Origin of the sequence: Arthrobacter sp. V1I7 (assembly GCF_030817015.1) — a bacterium.
Classification (GTDB): domain Bacteria; phylum Actinomycetota; class Actinomycetes; order Actinomycetales; family Micrococcaceae; genus Arthrobacter.
Genome location: NZ_JAUSYS010000001.1, coordinates 2484504 through 2508206 on the forward strand (window position 1 = coordinate 2484504; position 23703 = coordinate 2508206).

A 23703-nucleotide genomic window follows, 5' to 3' on the forward strand; every position below is an offset into this window, starting at 1 on the left:
TACTTACCCCTTATGAAAGGCCCTAATCATGACGACCATCTGGGAACCCGTAAACCTTGGCGGCTTGTCCCTGCCGCACCGGCTTGCTCTCGCCCCAATGACCCGTAGCCGCGCGAACTATGACGGCACCCCGGGCCCGCTCGCTGCCGAGTACTACTCGCAGCGGGCCTCTTTGGGATTGCTGATCACGGAGGGCCTGCAACCCTCCGCTGACGGCCAGGGCTACCTCTCGACGCCTGGCATCTACACGCAGGCCCATATGGATGGATGGAGGGAGGTGACGGCCGCGGTACACAAGCAGGGTGCGTCGATCTTCTTCCAGCTCATGCACGCCGGACGCATGGCACATCCCGACAACACCCCCCATCACCGCCAGCCCGTCGCACCCTCGGCAATCGATCCCGGGATTGAAATGTTCACAACTTCGGGCATGCAGCCAGCACCTGTTCCCCGCGAAATGACTGCCGGGGATATCGCCGCCACGATCGCAGATTTTCGCCACGCTGCCGCGTCGGCAGTTGCGGCAGGCGCCGATGGCGTGGAAATCCATGGGGCCAATGGCTATCTTCTGCATCAGTTCCTTTCGCCGAACTCCAATCACCGGGAGGACCACTACGGGGGATCGGTTGAGAACCGCTCTCGCCTTGTCATCGAAATCGCTGCCGCCGTTGTCGATGAAATCGGTGCCGAGCGCGTGGGCATCCGCCTCTCGCCCGGTTTGGCGATTGGCGGCATCGACGAAGGGGAACATGCCGGCGAGCAATACCGCCACCTTGTCGGTGAACTGGCAGAACTCAACCTCGCATACCTCCACCTGTTCCAACTCGGTGATGAGGAGCTGCTCACCGACATCCGTGCCGCCTGGCCGAATGCCTTGCTGGTGCTCCGCGCCGGTCGCGCCGTCAATGAGCTTGACCGGGACGTGGAGGCGGGCCTCGCGGACATCATTCCCCTGGGCCGCTGGGCACTGGCCAATCCGGACGTTGTAGACCGTCTCCGCACGGGAGCGCCCCTGGCAGAGGCCGACCCGGGTACGTTTTACGGTGGAGGGGCAGCCGGATACACCGACTACCCCACATACACCCACGCCTGAACAGCGAATGACGAGGACCCCATGGGCAAGACAGAACCGACTCCTGAGCATGAACTGCACACAATGGGCGAATTCCCGGTGAGCTGGGCGGTGTTCGCCCTCGCCCGGACCCACCGCGCGAAGGCAGCAGCGCTGCTTGGCAGCCTGGGCCTGTTCCCGGGCCAGGAACTGATCCTGCTGCAGCTCTGGGAAAGCGACGGCCTTTCGCAAAAGACGCTTGGCGCCATGCAAAAGCTCGACCACTCGACGATCGCCAAATCCATCAAACGCCTGGAGGAAGCCGGGCTGGTACGCCGGGAACGCTCATCCGAGGACGCCCGGGTGTCACTCGTTCACCTCACCGACGCCGGTCGTAGTCTGGAGCCGGCGACCCGCGCCGCATGGGCGGAACTTGAGCGGTACTCTGTCCGCAACCTCACAGCCGATGAACGCCATAGATTTATCCGGCTCGTTGCGAAAATAACAGCCAACGAGCGCTAATACATTCCCTGAAGTGCTAGCGCCCGGTACCTCGCAGAGAACAACTATCCATATATGTGGTCGGCAACCAAATAGCTTTGACCATTCTCACGACAGTAAATGGAGCACCACATTGAAAGCACACATTCTTAACAGCTACGGAGCCGATACCCTCTTCCTCGGTGACATCGAGGAGCCCACAGCAGGGCCCGGCCAGGTCAAGGTCCGCGTCGAGGCCATCGGCATCAACCCGGTGGACTGGAAGATACGCAATGGATTCCTCGCGGACATGATCCCCCTTCGGCTGCCCGCCGTCATCGGCACCGACATCGCCGGAACAGTAGTCGATCTTGGTGCAGGGGTCGCCGGTTTCGCCATCGGCGACCGCGTCGTGGGATTCGCGGACAGCGGCGCATTTGCAGAGTTCGCCGTCACCAGAGCAGCCCGTCTAGCCCTAATACCTGAGGCCTTGGCCACTGAACGGGCCGTCACCTTGGCGACATCAGCCGAAACAGCGCTTCGGGGGTTGAACCTGCTGGCACCCGACCCCGAATCCACCCTCGTCGTCAACGGCGCGGCTGGCGCAGTGGGAAGTGCCGTGGTCCAGATACTCGTCGCGGACGGCCACACCGTCATTGGCACCGCCGGTACGGCAAACTTTGACTATGTACGCTCCCTCGGCGCCATACCCGTAACGTACGGCGCCACAATGCTCGACGAGATCATCGCAGCAGCACACCAGGGGGTTAACGCAGCATTCGACACTGCCGGGCGAGGGTTTATCGGCCGTATGGCAGGGCTCGTGCCAGCCACCCGAACGGTGACCATAACCGATTTTGCGGCAGCAGCGAGCGGCGCCATCGTTGCTGGCGGCGATCCCACGGCCCTCACCGCAGAGACGATCGCGCCGGTGCTCGATCTTGCCTCCCGCGGCTCGTTCCGCACGGAGATCGCCCGGCTCTTCCCGTTCGAGCAGCTGCCCCAAGCCCTAGCCCTCAGCCAGGCCGGACACCTGCGCGGAAAGATCATCGTCACAGGGCCGAACACGCACTAAGGCCACGACCATCCCGCAACCCAAACCCGCTATATCCGAACGAACATCTGAACCCGAGTAAAAGAGAGAAACAGTACATGCCAACCACGCCAGTGCGCCCACCATACGATGCCGAACTTGCCGCGCTCCTCGACAACAGCCCGCTCCCCACGACGGTTACCGCCGATATGATCGGCTTTCTCCGAGCGAACCCCTTCGGACCCACACTCGACGACCTCGTGGCCACCCGCCCAATTACACACGCAGAGTACAAAATTCCAGGCCCCGCCGGCGATCTTGTCGCCTCAGTCTTCACCCCGACTGACAGCGAAGAGTCAGCGCCGGCGATCTACCATCTGCACGGTGGCGGAATGATCCTCGGCAACCGTTTCACGGGCATCAGCCACGTTCTGGACTGGGCCGTCGAACACGGCGCCGTCGTCGTCTCCCTCGAGTACCGTCTCGCTCCCGAAACAACCGCCCCGGGCCCTGTCGAGGATGCCTACGCTGGGCTGGTCTGGCTCGCCGCGAACGCGTCCAGCCTCGGGGTTGACGCCGACCGCATCATGATCACAGGAACCTCCGCCGGTGCGGGGCTCGCCGCAGGTGTGACGCTGCTGAGCCGCGACCGCAGAGGGCCCGCCTTGATCGCGCAGATGCTTCTGAGCCCCATGATCGATGACCGCGGCACCACAGCGTCGAGCCGACAGTACACCCAGACCGGTTCATGGAGCCGTGAAAGCAACGACACAGGGTGGACGGCCCTGCTTGGCGACCGCCGCGGCACATCCGGAGTGGACATCTACAGCGCCCCCTCGCGAGCCATTGACCTGACCGGCCTCCCACCAGCATTCATTGATGTCGGGTCGGCCGAAGTCTTCCGCGACGAAGACGTGGCATACGCCACCGGTCTCTGGGCGCACGGTGTGCAGGCAGAGTTGCACGTATGGGCAGGAGGCTTCCACATCTTTGATGGAGCAGCACCCGAGGCCCGACTCTCCCTGGCAGCCGTGGCAGCACGGGACTCATGGATGATACGCACCCTCGGTCGCTGACCAACGAGAAAAACGGGCAAAGTAGGCGCCGGCTGTTGACGCGGTTGCCCCATGGTTGCTTCTAAGAAGACGGTGCATGCGAGTGGGGATGGTCAACTTCTCGCGATGGTCGCCACGCTTTTTGAGCCCTGATGGCCTGCTGAATGCGCGATGTGATGTCACGAAGCTGACGCAACTGAGCCGCCGACAATGGGTCGAGGACCAATCTCCTAACGGTGTCCGCATGCACCGGAGTTGCCTCACCGAGCATCGTTCCAGGACTACGTCGCCCTTCTCTCAGAGGAGGCTGGTGCGCCACCTTACCTAGCGCCGCAACTCGCGATCCTCGCGGAGGGCGCGCAGACGACGGCGGCCATCGCCGGCACCTCCGATGCTGCCGGGCAGGCGCGACATGCGGCCGGAGTCCTGATCGACGCAGCATTGGGCGGGGAAGCTCCAAGCGTCGCCTAGATGTATTACCCACGGAGGTTGGTGACACGGCTGGCGGGTGGTTGACCCTTGAGTGAGGTGTGGCCTCGGTTGTGATTGTAGTGGTGCAACCACGCCGGGAAAGCGGCAACACGCTCGGCCTCTGATGCGTAGGGCTTCGCGTAGGCCCATTCGTCGAGCATGGTGCGGTTGAACCGCTCAACCTTTCCGTTGGTCTGGGGGCGATAGGGGCGCGTGCGTTTGTGCTTGATGTCCGCACCGAGAGCCTGGGCGAAGACGCGGGAGCGGTAGCAGGAGCCGTTATCTGTCAAGACCCGGCTCACCGTGATCCCGGCGGCGTTGAAGGCAGCGTTTGCCCGTTCCCAGAAGCCGGCGGCGGTTTCTTTCTTCTCGTCAGAGAGGATCTCGGTGTAGGCAAAGCGGGAGTGGTCATCGACTGCGTTATGCAGGTAAGCGTAGCCGGGCCTGCGGTTGGCGTTTGTGCCGGTCTTGTTCCGGTTCCCCGCGGCCCGGCCGGTCACGCGGTGTCCGCCGCCGTCGGGAATCCGGCCGAGTTTCTTGATGTCCACGTGGACCATGTCCCCGGGGTTCTGGTGCTCGTAGCGGCGGATCACCCTGCCGGTGGCCCGGTCCAGCCACGACAGCCTGGCAAGCCGGTACCGGAGAGGACATTGTGCACGGTGGACGGGTGGATACCGAGCAGGTAACCGATCCTCGCCGGCCCCAGCGGCGGTTGACCCGCAGCGCGATGATTCGTCGTTCCCGCCGGGCAGGAGTGCGGCGCGGGGACCGGGACGGCCGGCTGGAGAGGTCCTCCATGCCGTCTTCGCCCAGCTCCCGGTAGCGGCTGGCCCAGCGCGCCGCGGTCGGGACGGAGACCTGAAAACGTTCTGCAGCCCGACGTAACGGCCAGCCGTCCTCGACAATGCACTTTGCCAGCTCGATCCGTCCCCTGCGGGCGAGAAAAGCATTAGGGTGGGACATTGAAGACCTCCGTTTGTGGAATTGGACTCTAGACAAGCCCCACTCCACTCGGAGGTCTTCTTCATGTCACCACACCACGCCGATCGTCACTAACGTCTGTGGTTAATACACCTAGACGCGGGCGCCAAGCCGATCAAGCCACCAACATGGATCGCTCTCTCGGGATGGTAGCGGCATTTTGCAATCTCGGGCCTGTGTCCAGCTACGTCTCTGGGTTGTCTTCCCTGTTAGCTGAAGCCGATTGACGCTGTGGCGGTCCCTGGAAGCCGGCGCTGTCACAGTAATGCCCCGCGAGGTAAAGGGACCTTTTCCCGGAGGCTGTCGTCCAAGATCAGATGCCTACGCCCACCACTCGCGCGTCGACTGTCTCCACGAGCTGCCGCGCATCCAATGAAACTTCATAGTTCCTTAGATATTCGTTGTGGGCTCCGGAACCCGCCCCGGGCAATGAGTCTGCGGTTGAGCTCGTGCCGTGTCGGTCACCGAGGCGCGGCACCCGAGAGCAGGCGGGCGACCGTCGCTGGAGAGAACGTCGACGGCGACCGCCACCATCGCCCGCGATGGCTCGGCGAACTACGCCTTCGACATCACCTGGGACGTGGAACCCCTGGATCCTGCACGTACTCCCCCGAGGGTCGTTCACACCGGTTCGATCGCTAGTTTCCTCTCACCAGGCGCCGGCAACGTTAAAGCAACACTCCAGGAACTCCGCAGCGAGTGCATCATCACCTACGATCCCAACATCAGGCCAGCCCTGCTCGGAACCCATGCCGAAGCACTGCACGCTTTCGAGGAACTGGTACACCTCAGCACCGTCGTCAAACTCAGCGATGAGGACGCATAATGGCTCTACCCGAAGAAGGCCCTGGAGGAAACCGCAACCCACATCCTTGGGCTGGGAGCGGACCTGGCTGTCATCACCAAGGGCTCATCAGGCTCACTGCTCGCCACACCCGCCGCCTCCCTCAGCATCCCGGCAGTGAAAACCCCTGTGGTTGACACCATCGGCGCTGGCGACTCCTACATGTCGGCCCTGATCCTGGGCCTCCTCACCCGCGGAACAGGCGGCCTCGCGCCATCCGTCCTTGACCAGCTCGGACGCACAGCGGCCACTGCAGCCGCGATCACCGTATCCCGGGCCGGCGCCCGGCCTCCCACTGAAGATGAACTCCGGGCGACGCTTCAGCTTCAGCCCCAGCTGCAATTGCACTCCTGACACGACCCTCCAGGCGACTGCGCTGAACGTCGGCAATGCGGCGACTTCACGCCCGGATAAGAAACCCTTGACAGCGATATAGTAACGCGCGTAACCTCGATCACATACCCGAGTAACGCGCGTTACCTAATGGCACCATCACCGACCACCACCGGAGCATTCAATGGCGAAGACCACCACCCCGAACCACTCCGGGGCTGCACGGCAGCGGGGTGTGACCATGAATGATGTTGCCAAGCACGCCGGCGTTTCCCGGACCGCGGTCTCGTTCGTGCTGAGCAACCGCGAAAATGCCAGCATCTCCGAGGAGACCCGCATTCGGATCAACGAAGCTGTCCAGGCCCTGGGCTACCGCCCGAACGCCGGAGCGCGTGCACTGGCATCCCAGCGCAGTGATTGGTACGGCATTGTCACCGAGATCGTGACGGCACCTTTCGCCGTCGACATCATCAAGGGTGCTCAAGACCAAGCCTGGCTCGACCGCAAGTTCCTGCTCATCGCACCCTCCGACCAGGCCGATGCCGTAGGACCCAACCAGGGCATGGAAGACGCCGCAACCGAAAAGCTGCTGGAGCAGCGCGTGGAAGGACTTCTCTACGCAGCCACGTTCCACCGTGGCGTGCACGTGCCGGAAAGCACCAAGGAAGTACCCACCGTCCTGATCAACTGCTTCGACGCCGACGGGAAGCTGCCCTCGATTGTCCCGGACGAACGTGCCGGGGGCCGCCTCGCCGTCGAACGTTTGCTCCGGGCCGGCCACCGCAGGATCGGAGTCATCAACCTGGACCCGGCTATTCCCGCAGCAATCGGGCGTTTGGAGGGTGCACGCGAAGCACTTGCCGAAGCCGGTTTCGAGCTGGACCCGGAGCTCGTGGTGCCCGGATTTGCCACGGCGGACGGCGGGTATGAGGCCGCGTGCCACATCCTGGACCGCTACCCACAGGAGGACAGGCCAACCGCGCTGTTCTGCCTCAACGACCGCATGGCGATGGGCGCTTACGACGCCATCAAGGAACGGGGACTGACCATCCCCGCAGACATCGCCGTGATCGGCTTCGACAACCAGGAACTCATTGCAGCCTACCTCAGGCCAAAGCTGACCACGGTTGCGTTGCCATTCGAAAAAATGGGCGCTCTGGGAGTCCAGACGCTCGCCGCTCTGACAGCAGGACAGCCGATCACTGCCGACCAGCAATTGGTCGACTGTCCGCTGCTAGAACGCTCTTCGGTCTGACCGCGAAATCAATTTCGAAGAGCTAACCCTTACCCACCCCTTCACCTTGCTGATGAAGATAGGAAAGAGATAACCATCATGACACAACCCCGATACCTGAGGTCTGCCCGCATCACCGCGGCCGGGCTGGCGGTAGGCGCACTGCTGCTGACCGGCTGTGCAGCCACCGTCAACAAGTCAGGCACAAGCTCCTCGACTTCGGACAACACGAACGCCATGCTCACCATCCCACGGGAAGACATGAGCACCTTCGACCGCAACTTCAATCCCTTTGCGCCCGCGGTGAATCCCATGGTCAACCAGGCGATCTACGAACCCCTGTTGGTCTTCAACCCGGCCAAGGGAGACACGACGCCGTGGCTCGCCACCGAATGGAAGACTGCTGCTGACGGCAAATCCATCACCTTCACCCTGCGCGACGGTGTGAAGTGGTCCGATGGCAAGCCACTCGTGGCCGACGACGTCGCCTACACGTTCGAGCTGCAGAAGAAGCTCAAGGGCGGCTACGAGTACCTCGTCGGCGCCACCGCCGAGGGAACCAACAAGGTGACCTTCACCTTCAACAAACCTTGGTCTCCGGCGCTCTACGAAGTGGGCCAGCTACCCATTCTGCCCAAGCACATCTGGTCTGCGATCGCCGACCCGGCGAAGGACGCCAACGCCACGCCCGTGGGAACAGGACCTTACACAGAGGTCGATTCCTTCCAGGCTCAGTCCTACGCACTCAAGAAAAACCCCAACTACTGGCAGCCGGAAAAACAGAAGATTGCTGGCATCAAGATGCTTGCAATGTCCGGCAACGACGCAGCCAATCTGGCCAGCGTCAACGGGGATGTCGACTGGTCCACCCAGTTCATCCCAAACATCGAGAAGACCTTCATCTCCAAAGATAAGGAGCACCGCCACTACTGGTTCCCGCCCACGGGTGCCATGATCAATTGGCAGCTCAACACCACCAAGGCTCCGTTTAACGACCCAAAGGTGCGCAAGGCGCTCAGCATGGCCGTGGACCGCGACCAAGTGACCAAGATCGGGATGAGCGGCTACGCCCAGCCCGCCGACTGCACCGGCCTTTCCGGCAACTACGAGAAGTGGAAGAACCCGGCCGTCAAGGACAACTGCAGCTGGACCAAGCTCAACGTGGACGAAGCCAACAAAGTCTTGAACGAAGCCGGCTACCCCAAGGGGGCCGACGGCAAGCGCACCTTGAAGGATGGAACGCCTTTCGAGTTCAAGATCTCCGTGGGCGCCAGCTCCTCCGACTGGCTGTCCGTAGCCAACGTGATCTCACAGAACCTCCAAGCAGTGGGAGTCACGGCCAAGGTGGACTCTCCGGACTGGGCCTCCGTGGTGGCCGGATACGAAAAGGGCACGTTTGACTCCGGCATTGTCTGGAGCGCCAACGATCCCAGCCCGTTCAAGTACTTCAACAATGCCATGGGCAGCACCACAGTGAAGCCGGTCGGCACCAAGACGTTCGACAACTACCACCGCTTTGGTGACCCCAAAGCCGATGCGCTCCTGCAGGATTTCGTTGCCGCCGGCGATGAAGCCAAGCAGAAGGACGTCGCGTACAAGCTCCAGGAAGAATACAACGACGCCGCCCCGCTGGTGCCGCTGTTCTCAGGACCTGAATGGGGCAACTACACCGACGTCCACTTCACGGGATGGCCGTCGCAGGACAACCCTTATGCCACACTTTCCGATCGTTCTCCTACCACGGTGCTGATTCTCACCACTTTGGAACCGCGCAAGTAACAGCTGGGCCGGGCCCCGCAGGCCCAGCAGCCCGGCATGCCCGGCGCCGCATCACCGCGCCGGGCATGCCGCCCCCTCCCCATTACCGCAATACCTGAATGGAGGAAACCGTGCGCTTTATCCTGCGCCGACTGGGTTTCTACCTGATCGCCTTCTGGGCGTCCATCACCTTGAACTTCCTGCTCCCGCGCTTCATGCCCGGTGACCCCGTCTCGCGCATGTTTGCCCGTACCCAGGGCAAGATGCAGCCTGAACAGATCGACGCACTCCGTAAGCTGCTCGGTGTGGACGACCGTCCCATCTGGGAGCAGTACATCGACTATCTGCACAACATTGTCACGGGCAACATGGGCATTTCGATTTCCCGCTTCCCCGCCCCCGTCACCGAGGTCATCGCCGCCCAGATCGGCTGGACCCTCCTGCTCGGCGGCACCGCACTGGTGATTGCCGCCGTCGTAGGTAACTTGCTGGGCATCCTGGCCGCCTGGCGGCGCGGCGGCGCTATCGACTCCGCGCTTCCGCCGCTGCTCGTGTTCATCGGCTCGTTCCCGTACTTCTGGCTCGCAATGGGTGCCCTGTACCTGTTCGGCGTCGTGCTTGGCTGGTTCCCCATCCGCCACGCGTTCACTGACGGTGTAGAACCCGGCTTCACCTGGGAGTTCCTTTCCGACGTCGGCGCCCACTTGGTGCTTCCGGCGCTGACAATCGTGCTGGTGTCGATCGGCGGGTGGATGCTTGGCATGCGCAACACGATGATCGCAACCAACTCCGAGGACTACATCACCATGGCCGAGGCCAAGGGACTACGTCCGGGACGCATCATGTTCCGCTACGCCGCACGCAACGCCATGCTCCCCTCGGTGACCAGTTTCGGCATGAGCCTAGGCTTCGTGGTGGGCGGTGCCATGCTGACCGAGGTGGTGTTCGCATATCCCGGCGTCGGCTACCAGCTCCTCAACGCCGTCCAAGGCCTCGACTACCCGCTTATGCAGGGCCTGTTCCTGACCATCACCGCCGCCGTGCTGCTGGCCAACTTCCTGGTGGACATCCTCTACGTCCGCCTCGACCCGCGCGTGCGCAGCAACTGAGGGACCCATCATGACAACCGCAATTCTGAAGCAGCCCAGTGAGCCCACAGAGCCCACAGCTGCCCGCAAGCCCAACCGCAGTTTCGTCCACGGACTTATCACCAACAAGAAGGCCCTAGGGGGCATGATCGTGATGCTCGTGTTCATCGCGCTTGCGTTGCTGGCCCCCGTGCTGTTCCCCGGCGACCCGTCCAGGATCACCGCGATGGCCTCGCTGGAACCGTCTCCCGAGCACTGGCTCGGCACCACGGCTAAAGGTCAGGACGTGCTTGCCCTGACTGTCCACGGCTCCCGCAGTTCCCTGTTCGTCGGGTTGACTGTGGGCTTCGCATCCACCTTCATCGGCATTTTGGTGGGCCTGGCCTCGGCGTACTTTGGCAAGTTCATTGACGAAGCACTGTCCCTGGTGACCAACGTCTTCCTGCTCCTGCCCGGACTGCCGCTCCTTGTCATCCTGGCCGCGTTCCTGCCGCCGGGTTTGGGAACCGTAATCCTGGTCCTCGTGGTCACCGGCTGGGCTGGGTCGGCACGTGTATTGCGCTCTCAGGCGTTGTCCATCCGCTCAAAGGACTTTGTGGCGGCGGCCGTGGTGTCCGGCGAACGGGCGGGCCGGATCATGTTCCGCGAGATCCTGCCGAACATGGCCTCGATCGTCATGGGTACCCTGCTGGCCTGCGTCATCTACGGCATCGGCGCCCAGGCCGGCCTGGAATTCCTTGGACTGGGCGACGTCAGCACCGTTTCCTGGGGCAACAACCTCTTCTGGGCCGGCAATGAGGGCGCCCTGCTCACCGGAAGCTGGTGGGTGTTCGTCCCCTCGGGTGTCTGCATCGCACTGGTCGCGTTCGCCCTGGCGCTCATCAACTACGCCGTGGACGAGGTTACTAACCCGCGGCTGCGGAAGATCAAAACCCCAAAAATTACCGAAAGGAGCGCCGCAAAGTGACTGTCTCCCAAGTCTCCTTCGGCTCCCACGAGCCCGTTCTCGACGTCAGGAACCTCACCGTAAAGTACGTCGGCGACACCCGCTCCACTACCGCCGTCGACAACGTTTCCTTCAGCATCGGCACCGGCGAGGTGTTCGGGCTGGCGGGCGAGTCCGGCTGCGGGAAGTCGACCATCGCCAACTCGATCATGCGGCTGCTCAAGGATCCCGCGAAGATCGCCGCCGGCAGCATCTCCTTTGGCGGCAAGGACGTCCTGGCCATGAGCCCGGAGGAATTGCGGCGTTTCCGCTGGCAGGACGTGGCCATGGTGTTCCAGTCGGCCATGAACTCGCTTAATCCGGTGCTGACTATCGGGGAGCAGATTGCGGACATCTTCACCACCCACGCCGGCTACTCGCGCCAGGAATCCCTTCGACGCGCAGGCCAGCTGCTGGAACTTGTGAGAATTGACCCCGCTCGCCTCAAGTCGTACCCGCACCAGCTTTCGGGCGGCATGCGCCAGCGTGCGGTGATCGCGATGGCCGTTGCGCTCAAGCCGTCGCTGCTGATCCTGGACGAACCCACCACGGCCCTGGACGTCGTAGTGCAGCAGGAAATCATGGCCCAAATCAAGGAACTCCAGCGCGAACTGGGCTTTTCCGTCCTCTTCATCACCCACGACATGTCCCTCATGGTGGAACTCTCGCATCGTATGGCCGTGATGTACGGAGGCCGGATCGTGGAGACCGCGAAAGCCCATGACGTCTACACCAACCCCCGCCACCCCTACACTCAGGCCCTGATGGGTGCATTCCCGCCGCTCACCGGTCCGAGGGTTCCGCTGACCGGACTGCCCGACGGCGTGAAGTTCCGGAACATCCCGGACCTCACCGAAGCAGCACCCGGCCATTTCGTGGCATCTGTCAGTGCCGACGCTGAAGCAGCCGTCCTGGAAGGAGCCGCACGATGAGCCACGCTGTACTGTCTTCCTCACGTCCAGACGTTTCCACCCAAACCCCTGCCCTCGAGGTCCGCGGACTAGGTAAGTCATTCCCCATTGGCGGTCTGTTCTCCCGTCAGTCGGTCCGGGCTCTGCACGGCGTCGACCTGACCATCGGCCGCGGCGAAATCGTGGCCCTCGTGGGAGAGTCTGGGTCGGGTAAGAGCACCCTGGCCCGCTGCGTTGCCCGGCTCGAGAAGCCGAGCTCCGGCGCGATCCTGCTCGACGGCGTCGACGTCCTCAAGCGCGACCGTGTCCAGGCATCGCGAGCCTTCCGCTCGCAACTGCAGATGGTCTTCCAGGATCCCTTCGGCTCGCTGAATCCTGCCCACAGAGTGGAGCACTTCCTGCGGAGGTCGCTGGCGATCCACCGGAAGGGCGGCAGCTCCGAGACAGCGACGCAGCAGCGACTCGAGGAGCTCATGACCACCGTGGGCCTGCAGGCCGACATGCTGAACTCCTACCCGCACGAGCTCTCCGGCGGGCAGCGCCAACGAGTCGCGGTTGCCCGGGCCCTTGCCGTGGAACCACGGGTCATCCTCGCCGACGAACCCACCTCCATGCTGGATGTTTCGGTCCGGATCGGCGTCCTGAACCTGATGCGAAAGCTCCGCGATGAGCAGGGAATCTCCATGCTCTACATCACCCACGACCTCGCCTCGGCCCGATACCTGGCGGACCGGACGGCGGTCATGTTCGCGGGAGAGCTCGTTGAAGAGGGCGAGTCCTTGGATCTCCTGGCCAACCCAGCCCACCCGTACACGCAGCTGCTGGTCTCGGCCGTCCCGGATCCGGCCCGGGCAGGCTCTTACGATCCCGTCCGCCGTGCCGAGCTGCGGCAGGCTGTGATGGCGTCGACCAGCTGCGCTTTCGACGGCGACCCAAACCAGACCTGCTCGGCCGAGGAACCCGTTCGCCACCGCGTGGGCGACCCCGAAAACCGCCACTGGGTGCGCTGCCACCTCTACCGCCCACGTGCTGGTGCCGGCGGCCATGCACTGGCGGCTGAACCCACGCTGGCAACTGAACCCACAGCCAAGCAAACCCCATGACAGAACAGACCCACCCGCTCGCTACCGCTTCTACTTGGTTTCCGCTGCCGGTTGGCTCCAAGGTCACTACGGCGTAAGCCAGTGGAACGGCGCCTATCACCTCTTGTACCAGTACAACCCGGAGGGCACCTTCGCCCACCGGAGCGAGTCGATCAGGAATGGGACGGCTACGTGTCCCAGCCCGAGAAGGTCGGCGTCGACATTGTCGAGGACTACCAGCGGCCCACGACAACGACAAAAAGTGCCCCCTAACTCTCCTCAGCGGTGAGTCGGCGTCTCAGCCATCCGCCCACCAGCTCCACTCATCCACCTGCCGGCATTCCTACGGGACCTGCAGAGACCACTCCTGCCCAAGAAATGAGACCTCACCTTCATGACTGCCGCGACCGACACGATAACTGAGACCTTCCGCCCGGCCCTGCACTACACCGCGAAGGACACCTGGCTCAACGACCCCAACGGCCTGATTTTTCATGAAGGCGTCTACCACCTCTACTACCAGAACAACCCGCTGGGAGACGTCTGGGGAAACATGTCCTGGGGCCATGCCACCTCCACCGATTTGCTGACTTGGACCGAACACCCCGTCGCCATCGCCTGCGACGGGAACGAGGAGATCTTCTCCGGCAGCATCGTCCATGACCGTCACAACACCAGCGGCTTCGGCAGCGGATCCGTTGCCCCCCTTGTGGCGATCTACACCAGCGCCTTCAAACCGGGCTCCGAGCATGAGGGCGTCCAGGCCCAGTCCCTGGCCTACAGCCTGGACGGGGGCTATAGCTGGACAAAACACGGAGGCAACCCTGTGCTTAACCGCGGGTCCGCCGACTTCCGCGACCCCAAAGTCATCCGGTACGACGACGGCGCGGGCAGCTACTGGGTGATGGTCGCTGTCGAAGCCAAAGACTTCCAGGTGGTCTTCTACAAATCCGACGACCTGAAGAACTGGGAACCGCTGAGTACCTTCGGCCCGGCGAACGCCACCGGCGGCATCTGGGAATGCCCGGACCTGTTCCCCCTTCCTGTGGACGGCGACCCGGAAAACCTCAAGTGGGTCCTAACCGTCAACCTCAACCCCGGCGGACCCAACAACGGCTCAGCCGGCCAATACTTCGTTGGCGACTTCGACGGGAAATCATTCATCTCGGCCAGCACTGTCAGCGAAGGCGTCCAGGATCCCGACCGGCTGGGCGAATACCAGTGGCTGGACTGGGGCCGGGACTACTACGCCGCCGTCTCCTTTTACGACGCCCCGGATAACCGCCGCCTCATGATTGCCTGGATGAATAACTGGGAATACGCCAACCACATCCCCACCACACCCTGGCGCAGCCCCATGAGCCTCGCCCGCGAAATCACACTCCAGACCGTTGACGGCAGCGTCTCCATGATCCAGCAGCCCGCGGGCGACTGGACCGCCCTGGCCGACCCGTCCAAATCCTTCACCCTTTCAGAAACTACCATTTCCGATACGACGCTGGTTTTGGACGGCGCGGCCGGAACGGTCCAGCGCATTGACGCTACTTTCGCGCCCGGAAGCGGGGAGGAATTCGGTCTTATCGTCCGGGGAGATGGCGTGCAGGGGACGCGGGTGGGCATCCGGCCCGGAGAAGACTCCTTAGTTGTGGACCGCCGGGAATCAGGGATTACAGATTTCCATGAAACCTTCCCCTCTTGCGACTCCGCTCCCATTCAACCGTTGGACGGGGGCTATCACCTCACAATCTTCGTGGACCACTGCTCTGTTGAAATATTCGCCCAAGGCGGTCAGGTCACCATGACCGAGCTAATCTTTCCGGCCGACACCAGTACCGAGGTGGCCGTCTACGCAACCGGCGGAACAGCAACCGTGAACCACCTGCAGATCACACAGGTTGCGTAGAGCGGGTACCCACGGGGCTGCCATCAGGTTGAACCACACCCCAACCTGACGTCAGGCAACAACCTCAAAGCCGTCGGAATAGAGTCCATCTTCCTTATTGCGGACGCAACCTTGCGCAGTCCTAGATTTCAACCTGACACTTCTGGCTCGTTCCTTGGCGGCCGGGTGACAGCGGGAGTCACATGTGGGTTTGCGTCAGCTGAGGGTGCGTCCGCGAATCACCATTCCGTCATGTAGTCATCCAACGGGCTGGCCATGAAGGAATATGAAAGACCAGCCAGGCAGCAGGCACGTCAACTCGGGACATCGCGCCAAAAATCCACACCCTCATGTAGTAGACGCCGAAAGCAACCATGAACAGGTATATCGACGGAAAAACCGTCGATCCAGGGAAGAACGGCGATGCGAGCTTCATGGGCTCCGAATACGGCGATGCTGGTTCCCCGTCGGGCAAGGTAACCCGCGCCAGAGCGCTTGCGGCCGTCCGGCGGCACCGGTTCCCACCGCTTGGGCACAAGTCATGCCGCCCTCCCCCGGACCCGCCATGAAGAAGCAGCAAAGCCACCATGAACCGAGAAAGAGAAGAACGGTGAGCAACCAACGACCTAGAAACGAAACCCAAGCTCGATTTTTTCACGTCATGTTGGCAGAGCCATGAACGTCCATGAACTGGTAACAAACAACAACCCGTCCATCCAGGAAGGCAAGGAGGCACCCGGCCATAGCACCAGCCACCAATGAAAAAGGCCCCGAAGGGGCCCGCACAACACAATTTGTCCACACTCAGAGGCTAAAAAGCCCTGAACAGGGAAAACACGTGCCCGAGGTGGGACTCGAACTGCATTCCAGGCCTTGCAAACAATGGGAACCCGCGAAAACATCCCCAATCCGAGCCAGTCCGGCCGATATACGACCGAGTCCGACTACCAAAGTATGCGCATTGTACACACGGCCTTTCTGACAGATTTTAAGCGACTCCAAGCGACTGCCGTGCCCTCCCTTCAGGGGGCGCGGCAGTTCTCTGTTGTGCCGAATGCGCTTTTCGATCAGGGCTGCCAGACGCTGCGGGTCCACAGTGCAGCGCAGCCGAGCACGATGTCTCAGCCTTGTGCCAAGTGGAGTTGCGGCTGGCGGAGAGTGTCTTTAGGATTCCTGCCTGGCCGGAGCAGATGCCGATGGTGTGCTGGCGGCGCACCGCCTCGGCGAATTCAATGAATATGCGGTGCTCGAGGCCTGGGTCGCCGGGTCGATTGGAACCTTCGTCGACTCGCCGATAAAGGTACTGCCTTCGGTAAACCCGTCCTTTAGACTGCGCGGATCGAAATGACCTCGTAGACCATGGCCGAGCTCATTGCCGGTCCGCGGCAGGTCAACCGGCACGGCGGGCCGCGGTGAGCATGCAGTTCGATGTCGATACGCGCCGGGTGAGGAGGGGATCCGGTGATGTGGATCCGCCAATGATCACCGTCGCGGGAGGTCTCGACCACCCTGTAGTCATTCCGGCCGGCCGGGCCGAAACGCCTGAGCGTGGCCGCGACGGCGGTCTGCTGTGCTGGGAAGAGATCCGTGTATCCGCGCAAATGCTCCGCGTGGATACGGCCCGCGAGGTGTTCTTCGATCGTGGCGACGGACGACCCCCCGTCCAGATTTCCGTAGTAGACACCGTCGGGTGCAACCACGACGTTGGCTGCGAACCTGTCACCTCCTACATGCGAACATTCCCACACCAGCTCCGGCCACCGCTCACTCAGCGCGCGTCCCACGGGCCGTCCCCACACGGCACAGCATTGGTCATGTTGACTGTGAGTGCAGACCAGGATGACGGGCGGATAGCCGAGCGTTCCGGGGAGGCTGAGGGCTCTCGCAATCTCCGCCAGATCCTCATCCTTGCCCCACGTTCCCCATTGCTGACGATAGGCGCCCGAATCCTCATGGTGCAGTACTGCCCAATGGCTCTGACCCTCACGGCGGCGGGGGCCGGGCCGTCTCACCAGCAGCACCCGCGCCCGCGCCGCCTTCGTGGCGGAGAGCACGAGTGCTTTGGTCTCAGGCTCGAGACCAAGCCCTTCGAAGCCATTGAGAGGCCACCCGCCCCGGTACTCGATGAGGACCCAGATGCCGCCGTGCGACGCTGTGCCTGCAATCGGGTCGCCGCGCAACCGGGCGCCTTCAGAGCAGAAGAAGCGCTCCGTGGCCGCCACTGTGGCGAAGTCACTGTCTAGATCACTGTTCAACGGGAACGAGGACCCCCGCGCGCAACAGTCTTTCAACGAGTTCGACGCCGAGATCACTCGCGGTGTGAATCTCCCCGTCGAGCAGGCGCGTTACAGAAGGCAGATCGGTCGCTGGGAAGTCGAGCCAACCCACGCGCGTGGTCAGGCGCAATCCCTCTAGCCGTGCTTCCAGTGCATCGCGAAGCCGGACCACAGACTCGGGGCTTAGGCCGCCGACAGCCGCGAGCTGGGCCAGCGGTCCCAGCGGTGCCGGGCGACCCTGTCCTCGCCGGGTGCGGTGGAACAAAGAACTGGTTTCAGCCTCAACGACAGCAGCGGCGAGCCGCTCACGCACGACGTCGATCTGCCCGTTTGGTCCGTCGACGCCCAATGGCAATGTACGGCGCATCTCAGGATCGTCGCACAACACTGCGAGCGCGGCCTGGGCGAGCTGTTCGGCCAATGCGTAGCGGGTCCAACTGTGGATTCCAAGCGTGAGGTGGATGGAGACTTCGCCCTGCGCCTGTGCGGCATGCAACCAGCCACGCGGCAGGTAAAGGACATCCCCTGGATCAAGCACCGTGTTGATATAGGCCTCGCCTTTCGCGGCCTCGGCCACGGTGGAGCGGCGATCCGTCCAGGGTTGATCACGCAACGGGTCTGTGTGAACCGGCTCATGGATGATCCAGCGTTTTGTCCCCTCGATCTGCAGGACGAAGACGTCGTGCACGTCGTAGTGATCGTCGAACCCACGGTTCTGAGGCGGCGTGATGTAGGCATTGGCCTGCACCGGATGTCCGAGCTCGGTGCTTAGCCTGCTGCTGAAGTCCGTGACAGGCTCCCATGTGCGGTGCAGTGCCTGCAGCACGAGCGTGGCACCGTCCGCGAATTTGCGCCAAAGCGCTGTGTCGTCGAGCTGGTCAGAGATGGTGGCGCCGACGCCGGCGGGAGAGGTGAATGACGAGTCGGGAAATGTAGAGCCGCCCTTGGCAACGCGGAGAAAAGGTGTGCGCAGTCCCCGGCGCGAGACCAGTTCGTCGACGGCCTCGGCAGAGAACAGATCGGAGAAGTCGCTTGCGCCACGAGTGAGCAGCGCCGTGCGCCCCCAGACGTCGTCGGCGAACCTCTCACGGCCAATCTTAATCAGGCGTGTCTCCAGGACCCCGCCGCTTTCCAAGGCGTCGGGGTCCTGACAGTCCTTGCGGGTGGTGCTCAAAATTTAGATGCCCCGTCCCGCGGCTCCCCCATCGGCTCCTCCGTCAGCTCCACCATCGGCACCGCTGTCAGCTCCACCATCGGCACCGCTGTCAGCTCCACCATCGGCACCGCTGTCAGCTCCACCATCGGCACCGCTGTCAGCCCCACCATCGGCACCGCCATCATGCATGCCGGGGACGCCGGCCGCGCCACCGTCCGCGGGCCCTTCCTGCTGGCTTGGATCCTGCTCTGGACTGGTCATGCTTCCTCCCGAGAATCGAATCGCTAGGATCAGCTCCGTTACTGGCACCTGATCACCCAACCGGGCGATCCTTCATCGGCACCGCCCGTGATCACCCTAGCGGCACGGGCCAGCTCTGGGAACAACCCTTTTCTACAACTCAGATAGAGTCAGAACTGGGACAGTCCTATTCGGCCCTCGGCGCGGAGTCCAACCGGTTATCGGCGTTTATTTTCATCCCTGGAAGGGGACGAATTCGAGGCTCTTGAGCGCCCTACGAACGAAAATGTAGACACGCTATCAGCCCCGGCGGTCCGAGCCCTGCCGGATGAGGACCGCCGGGAGTGTGAGTCAGCCCGCAAAATAGATGGTATCGCTGCGAGGCAATGTCAGCTCGCTTCGGCGCCGACGGCCGTGCGGGCGAGCCGGAGCCAGGTGTCCACTACGGTGTCGGGATTTAGGGAGACGGAATCAATGCCTTCCGACACCAGCCACTCAGCGAAGTCCGCGTGGTCGCTTGGGCCTTGGCCGCAGATGCCCACGTATTTTCCGCGTTCCTTGCATGCCTTGATGGCCATGCTCAGGAGCTTCTTGACGGCAGGATCACGTTCATCGAACCCGGCCGCGACAGTGGCCGAATCACGGTCCAGGCCCAGGGAGAGCTGCGTCATGTCGTTGGAGCCGATGGAGAATCCGTCGAAGTACTCCAGGAAGTCGCCTGCCAGCAGCGCGTTGGAGGGGATTTCGCACATCATGATTACCTCGAGGCCGTTCTCGCCACGGACAAGCCAGTTCTCTGCCAGCAACGCGATGACGCCGCGGGCTTCATCGAGGGTCCGCACGAACGGGATCATGAGCTTGACGTTGGTCAGGCCCATTTCATTGCGAACGAAAGACAGGGCCTCGCACTCAAGGTCGAAACAGTCCCGGAATGATGGGTCCAGATAGCGTGAGGCACCACGGAAGCCGAGCATCGGGTTTTCCTCGTGGGGCTCGTACGCGGGCCCGCCAATCAGGTTGGCGTATTCGTTGGACTTGAAGTCGGACATCCGCACAATGACCGGCTCCGGCGCGAACGCCGCCGCGATCGTGGACACCCCTTCGGCCAGCCGTTTGATGTAGTAGTCGCGCGGGCTGTCGTAGGCGGCAATCCGTTCCCGGATTTCCGCGGCGACGTCCTCCGGCTGGGTGTCCAGGTTCAGGAGGGCCTTGGGGTGGATGCCGATTTGGCGGTTGATAATGAATTCCAGCCGGGCTAAGCCCACCCCGTGGTTGGGCAGCTGCGCGAAGGTGAACGCCTGTTCGGGGGTGCCCACATTCATCATGACCTTGACCGGGGCCTCCGGCAGGTGGGTGACTTCAGTTTCCTCGACGCTGAAGTCCAGAAGGCCTTCGTAGATCACGCCGGTCTCCCCGTCGGCGCAAGAGACCGTCACTTCCCGGCCGTCGGCGAGGACGTGCGTAGCATCCCCGGTTCCGACGACGGCGGGAATCCCGAGTTCCCGGGCAATGATGGCTGCGTGACAGGTGCGTCCGCCGCGGTTGGTCACGATGGCGGACGCACGCTTCATGATCGGTTCCCAGTCCGGGTCGGTCATGTCCGCGACGAGGACATCGCCGGTCTGGAAGGTTGCCATCTGGTCGATCGCGTTGAGGATGCGGACCTTGCCGGCGCCGATGCGCTGGCCGATGGCGCGGCCCTCGGCCAGCACCTGGCTGGTCCCGTTGAGGCGGAAGCGGCTCAGGCTGCCGGAGGCCCGGCGGGACTGCACTGTTTCGGGGCGCGCCTGCAGGATATACAGGTTGCCGTCGACTCCGTCCTTGCCCCACTCGATGTCCATCGGGCGGCCGTAGTGGTTCTCGATGGCGAGGGCGTGCCGCGCGAGCTGTTCGACGTCGTCGTCGCTGATGCTGAAGCGGTTCCGCATTGAGGTGTTGACGGGTATCAGATCGATGGTGCGGCCGACCTCGGTGTTGGTCGTGTAGGTCATTTGAAGGGCCTTTTCGCCCAGCCCGCGCTTGAGGATCGCGGGCCGGCCAGCCTCCAGTGCAGGCTTGTAAACATAGAACTCGTCGGGGTTTACGGCGCCTTGGACGACGGCCTCGCCGAGGCCGTAGGAGGACGTGACGAACACGGCATCGCGGAACCCGGACTCTGTGTCCATGGTGAACATGACGCCGGAGGCCCCGACGTCGGAACGGACCATACGCTGGATCCCTGCCGAGAGCGCCACCTCGGCATGTTCGAACTTGTGGTGCACGCGGTAGGCAATGGCGCGGTCGTTGTAAAGGGACGCGAACACATCCTTGATGGCGAGCAGGATGTTCTCGATGCCGCGGACATTCAGGAAGGTCTCCTGCTGGCCGGCGAAGGAGGCGTCAGGAAGGTCTTCGGCGGTAGCGCTGGAACGGACGGCCCAGGAAAGGTCCTCGGAGCCGTCGTGCCTGTCCACCAGCTGCTGGTAAAAATCCCGGATCTGCGCTTCAAAGTCAGGCAGGAAAGGCGTCCGGCGCATGAGTTCGCGGATTTCCTGGCCCGCGGCGGCAAGGGCAGTGACGTCGTCAGTGTCCAGGCCCACCAGCCGGTCGACAATCTTTTGGTCCAAGCCGGAATCTGCCAGGAAGCTGCGGTAGGCATCCGCTGTTGTTGCGAAGCCGTCGGGGACAAGGACCCCGGCAGAGGTCAGGTTCTGGACCATCTCGCCCAAGGAGGCGTTCTTTCCGCCTACGCGGTCCAGGTCCTTCAGTCCAAGCTCGGAAAACCAAAGTACGTCTTTCGTCATTATTACTGCTCCTTTGCAGATGATGGCGTGCAAGTGTCCCCCACCCGTGCCCGGCAATCGCCGGTCAGGGGGCGTAGATTTTCTTTCACAGTGGCAGGTCTTCAGGGCTCTTTCCACATGACATGACGTGCGCCACATATTGCCCATTGAAATGTTTCGTCAGTGCTTAATATTCATCCGTTGCAGGATGGACGCTGCCATTTCCTCCACTGAGACGGTGGCCGAATTCAGGTACGGGATCCTATGAGATATGTACAACTGCTCGGCGCTGCGCAGCTCGAAGCCGCACTGCCGCAGCGAGGCGTACGGTGAGCCACTGCGGCGTTCGGTGCGAATCTGGCTCAGGCGCAGGGGGTTGGATGAGAGGCCGAAACACTTTGCAACGAACGGTCTGAGGGGCTTGGGGAGCCCTTCGCGTTCAAAGTCTTCGTCCACCAGCGGGAAGTTCGCCGCAAAGATGCCGTGTTGCAGTGCCAGGTACATGGTGGTGGGCGTTTTGCCGCAACGGGACGGAGCCACCAGAATGACCTCCGCTTTTTCGAGCGCACGCAGGCTCTGACCGTCGTCGTGCTCCATGGCGTACTCGACGGCCGCCATACGGGCTTGATAACGCGCCGCGTTTCCGAGCCCGTGTGCCCGCCCCGGTTCTCCGCTGGCTGGGGTGCCGAGTGCGTGCTCCAACTGCCCGACATGCATCCCAATGAGATCCACGACGGTCCCCTTGCATGTCGCCAGAATCTGCCTGATATCGCTGCTGACCGCGGTCGAAAAGACAATCGGCTGCGGGCCACTGGCGGCGACGCCGTCGATGGTCTTGACTACGGATCTGGCTTGTTCGGCTGTCGTGATGAAGGGGACCGTGATGCGGTCAAAATGGTTCGCGGGGAACTGCGTCAACAAGGTGTTGCCGAGCGTTTCCGCGGTGATGCCCGTACTGTCCGAAAGGAAGTAGACGGGTCGACGATCGTCCTTGGTCATAAACGAATTCTCCACCAATGCCGTCTGGCTGCATCAGCGACCCCGCGGCCGGCCCGCGCGACAGGCTGCCCGCGTGTCACGTCACCAACGCCGGTACCGGGTGGGGCGGTCGGTATGAGCTCTGCATAGTTTCAGCTGCGCTAACTCTGTAGTTGAGGCCGAGGTGGTCGCGGGTCACCCACACTTCGATGGACTCGCACCTTTCGTAGAGCCTCCTACGTCCAGTGTCTTCCTGAAGCCATACTATGGCTCCATCGGTCGTCACCCCGTCAATGATGCCGCGCGCCAGTGTTCGTCCTTCTTTGACGATTTCGGCTGTGGCACCCTCTACAGAGGCCCAGTCGTCAACTTGTCGGCTGCCGTTGTTTCTTGTGTGCATAATCTTCCTTTCGGCTCCGGGAAGGGCTTCGGTACGGGTGTGGGTGCACTGAGTTAGAGGCCTAGCCTCGCAGCCGCGAGGCTAGGCCCCTAAGGAATAAGTTCAGCCCCTGCCAGCTTCAACTTCTCTGACTCCGTTTCCGAAGCAGGTCCGGTCTGCCCCGGGTTACCCTGGCGAGCACGTTGGGTAGTTCTGCGTGCTCATCGTTCGATGTCTGCTGGTTCCACGGGGAATGATGGCGCTGAAGCGGCGGGGTCGGGAACTCGTGCCGCAGCAGTCCCGTATCAGGAAACGAACTCTTTCAGGACCTCGTCGTCACTCTTCTTGCGCTCCAGGACGTATCCGTAGATCAGCGCGAGCAGGAACGTTGCGAAGGGCAGCGCGACGAGGGCCCAGCCGGTGGCGTTCATTTCCCAGGCCGGACTGTCCGCCCCTGCTGTGCCGCTGAGCCCGAAGCGTGAGAGCAGAAGATATTCGGCGACGATGATGGAAGCTTGCCGTGCTATGCATCCCCCTGGTGCGCCAGCAGTTCGTGCCGGTGGTGAAGCAGGAACTCGTGCCGATAGTGAAGGCCAACCCAGGGTGAGGTGTCGAAGGCGTCAATACTAGGAATTTCCCGCGCGGCAGAATCCTCGCATGTCTGTGGCGGGGCGGATGGAAAGGATCGGACCGCATCTTGGCGAATGCGGTTGTGCGGAGCTCG

17 protein-coding genes and 3 pseudogenes are annotated in these 23703 nt (G+C 62.6%); 13 read left to right on the plus strand and 7 right to left on the minus strand.

All coding sequences use genetic code 11. From position 1 onward, the window contains the following. Positions 1-28 precede the first annotated feature (28 nt). From QFZ69_RS11525 to QFZ69_RS11545, 5 genes and pseudogenes are all read left to right on the plus strand, one after another. The gene (locus QFZ69_RS11525; protein ID WP_306918284.1) at positions 29-1093 is read left to right on the plus strand and encodes an alkene reductase; all 1065 of its coding nucleotides are present in this window, start codon (positions 29-31) and stop codon (positions 1091-1093) included. 21 nt (positions 1094-1114) lie between these two features. Next, the gene (locus QFZ69_RS11530) at positions 1115-1573 is read left to right on the plus strand and encodes a MarR family winged helix-turn-helix transcriptional regulator (protein ID WP_306918287.1); all 459 of its coding nucleotides are present in this window, start codon (positions 1115-1117) and stop codon (positions 1571-1573) included. Between the two features lie 112 nt (positions 1574-1685). Further along, positions 1686-2606, plus strand: a complete 921-nt coding sequence (locus tag QFZ69_RS11535; RefSeq protein WP_306918289.1) for an NADP-dependent oxidoreductase — start codon at positions 1686-1688, stop codon at positions 2604-2606. 77 nt (positions 2607-2683) lie between these two features. After that, positions 2684-3640, plus strand: a complete 957-nt coding sequence (locus QFZ69_RS11540) for an alpha/beta hydrolase (protein ID WP_306918291.1) — start codon at positions 2684-2686, stop codon at positions 3638-3640. 240 nt (positions 3641-3880) lie between these two features. Next, positions 3881-4090 (plus strand): annotated as a pseudogene (locus QFZ69_RS11545) (TetR/AcrR family transcriptional regulator); the annotation flags it as partial. A 5-nt stretch (positions 4091-4095) separates the two neighbouring features. On the opposite strand, the pseudogene QFZ69_RS11550 reads toward QFZ69_RS11545, so the two are convergent. Next, positions 4096-5053 (minus strand): annotated as a pseudogene (locus QFZ69_RS11550) (IS481 family transposase). 508 nt (positions 5054-5561) lie between these two features. Between QFZ69_RS11550 and QFZ69_RS11555 the strand changes: the two are divergent. The 8 genes and pseudogenes from QFZ69_RS11555 to QFZ69_RS11590 all read left to right on the plus strand — a co-directional run. Beyond that, a pseudogene (locus tag QFZ69_RS11555) lies at positions 5562-6269 on the plus strand (PfkB family carbohydrate kinase); the annotation flags it as partial. 163 nt (positions 6270-6432) lie between these two features. Continuing rightward, complete coding sequence (locus QFZ69_RS11560) at positions 6433-7503, plus strand: LacI family DNA-binding transcriptional regulator (protein ID WP_306918292.1); 1071 nt, start codon at positions 6433-6435, stop codon at positions 7501-7503. Positions 7504-7581: 78 nt separating this feature from the next. Continuing rightward, the gene (locus tag QFZ69_RS11565; RefSeq protein ID WP_306918294.1) at positions 7582-9261 is read left to right on the plus strand and encodes an ABC transporter substrate-binding protein; all 1680 of its coding nucleotides are present in this window, start codon (positions 7582-7584) and stop codon (positions 9259-9261) included. A gap of 110 nt (positions 9262-9371) precedes the next feature. Continuing rightward, positions 9372-10349 (plus strand): ABC transporter permease, encoded by a 978-nt coding sequence (locus tag QFZ69_RS11570; protein WP_306918297.1) that lies wholly within the window; start codon positions 9372-9374, stop codon positions 10347-10349. 10 nt (positions 10350-10359) lie between these two features. After that, a complete protein-coding gene (locus tag QFZ69_RS11575; protein WP_306918299.1) occupies positions 10360-11295 on the plus strand; it encodes an ABC transporter permease in 936 nt (311 codons plus the stop codon). Beyond that, positions 11292-12245, plus strand: coding sequence for an ABC transporter ATP-binding protein (locus tag QFZ69_RS11580; protein WP_306918301.1), 954 nt, complete (start codon positions 11292-11294; stop codon positions 12243-12245). The genes QFZ69_RS11575 and QFZ69_RS11580 overlap by 4 nt, the downstream gene beginning before the upstream one ends. Beyond that, positions 12242-13327: an ATP-binding cassette domain-containing protein gene (locus QFZ69_RS11585; RefSeq protein WP_306918303.1), complete on the plus strand. Its 1086-nt coding sequence runs from the start codon at positions 12242-12244 to the stop codon at positions 13325-13327. Before QFZ69_RS11580 ends, QFZ69_RS11585 begins: the two co-directional genes overlap by 4 nt. 373 nt (positions 13328-13700) lie before the next feature. Further along, positions 13701-15209, plus strand: a complete 1509-nt coding sequence (locus QFZ69_RS11590; RefSeq protein WP_306918305.1) for a glycoside hydrolase family 32 protein — start codon at positions 13701-13703, stop codon at positions 15207-15209. 1304 nt (positions 15210-16513) lie between these two features. On the opposite strand, the gene QFZ69_RS11600 is transcribed toward QFZ69_RS11590, so the two are convergent. The 6 genes from QFZ69_RS11600 to QFZ69_RS11625 all read right to left on the minus strand — a co-directional run bounded on the left by QFZ69_RS11600 (position 16514) and on the right by QFZ69_RS11625 (position 23410). After that, entirely contained in the window at positions 16514-17443 is a 930-nt protein-coding gene (locus QFZ69_RS11600) for a sucrase ferredoxin (protein ID WP_306918306.1), read from the minus strand. Next, positions 17433-18638, minus strand: a complete 1206-nt coding sequence (locus tag QFZ69_RS11605; RefSeq protein ID WP_373461889.1) for a cupin domain-containing protein — start codon at positions 18636-18638, stop codon at positions 17433-17435. Before QFZ69_RS11605 ends, QFZ69_RS11600 begins: the two co-directional genes overlap by 11 nt. After that, a complete protein-coding gene (locus tag QFZ69_RS11610; protein ID WP_306918307.1) occupies positions 18635-18790 on the minus strand; it encodes a hypothetical protein in 156 nt (51 codons plus the stop codon). The genes QFZ69_RS11605 and QFZ69_RS11610 overlap by 4 nt, the downstream gene beginning before the upstream one ends. 459 nt (positions 18791-19249) lie before the next feature. Then, entirely contained in the window at positions 19250-21643 is a 2394-nt protein-coding gene (ppsA, locus tag QFZ69_RS11615; RefSeq protein WP_306918309.1) for a phosphoenolpyruvate synthase, read from the minus strand. A 159-nt stretch (positions 21644-21802) separates the two neighbouring features. Beyond that, positions 21803-22621, minus strand: a complete 819-nt coding sequence (locus QFZ69_RS11620; protein WP_306918311.1) for a pyruvate, water dikinase regulatory protein — start codon at positions 22619-22621, stop codon at positions 21803-21805. A 663-nt stretch (positions 22622-23284) separates the two neighbouring features. Continuing rightward, positions 23285-23410, minus strand: a complete 126-nt coding sequence (locus QFZ69_RS11625; protein WP_306918313.1) for a hypothetical protein — start codon at positions 23408-23410, stop codon at positions 23285-23287. Positions 23411-23703: the final 293 nt, after the last annotated feature.

What these genes read in the sequence shown, in the direction of transcription:
- QFZ69_RS11530 (WP_306918287.1), top strand. Translation starts at nt 1,115, where the DNA reads ATGGGCAAGACAGAACCGACTCCTGAGCATGAACTGCACACAATGGGC.
- ppsA (WP_306918309.1), bottom strand. Translation starts at nt 21,643, where the DNA reads ATGACGAAAGACGTACTTTGGTTTTCCGAGCTTGGACTGAAGGACCTG.
- QFZ69_RS11620 (WP_306918311.1), bottom strand. Translation starts at nt 22,621, where the DNA reads ATGACCAAGGACGATCGTCGACCCGTCTACTTCCTTTCGGACAGTACG.
- QFZ69_RS11585 (WP_306918303.1), top strand. Translation starts at nt 12,242, where the DNA reads ATGAGCCACGCTGTACTGTCTTCCTCACGTCCAGACGTTTCCACCCAA.
- QFZ69_RS11625 (WP_306918313.1), bottom strand. Translation starts at nt 23,410, where the DNA reads ATGAACGCCACCGGCTGGGCCCTCGTCGCGCTGCCCTTCGCAACGTTC.
- QFZ69_RS11540 (WP_306918291.1), top strand. Translation starts at nt 2,684, where the DNA reads ATGCCAACCACGCCAGTGCGCCCACCATACGATGCCGAACTTGCCGCG.
- QFZ69_RS11590 (WP_306918305.1), top strand. Translation starts at nt 13,701, where the DNA reads ATGACTGCCGCGACCGACACGATAACTGAGACCTTCCGCCCGGCCCTG.
- QFZ69_RS11525 (WP_306918284.1), top strand. Translation starts at nt 29, where the DNA reads ATGACGACCATCTGGGAACCCGTAAACCTTGGCGGCTTGTCCCTGCCG.
- QFZ69_RS11565 (WP_306918294.1), top strand. Translation starts at nt 7,582, where the DNA reads ATGACACAACCCCGATACCTGAGGTCTGCCCGCATCACCGCGGCCGGG.
- QFZ69_RS11560 (WP_306918292.1), top strand. Translation starts at nt 6,433, where the DNA reads ATGGCGAAGACCACCACCCCGAACCACTCCGGGGCTGCACGGCAGCGG.
- QFZ69_RS11610 (WP_306918307.1), bottom strand. Translation starts at nt 18,790, where the DNA reads ATGGTGGGGCTGACAGCGGTGCCGATGGTGGAGCTGACAGCGGTGCCG.
- QFZ69_RS11575 (WP_306918299.1), top strand. Translation starts at nt 10,360, where the DNA reads ATGACAACCGCAATTCTGAAGCAGCCCAGTGAGCCCACAGAGCCCACA.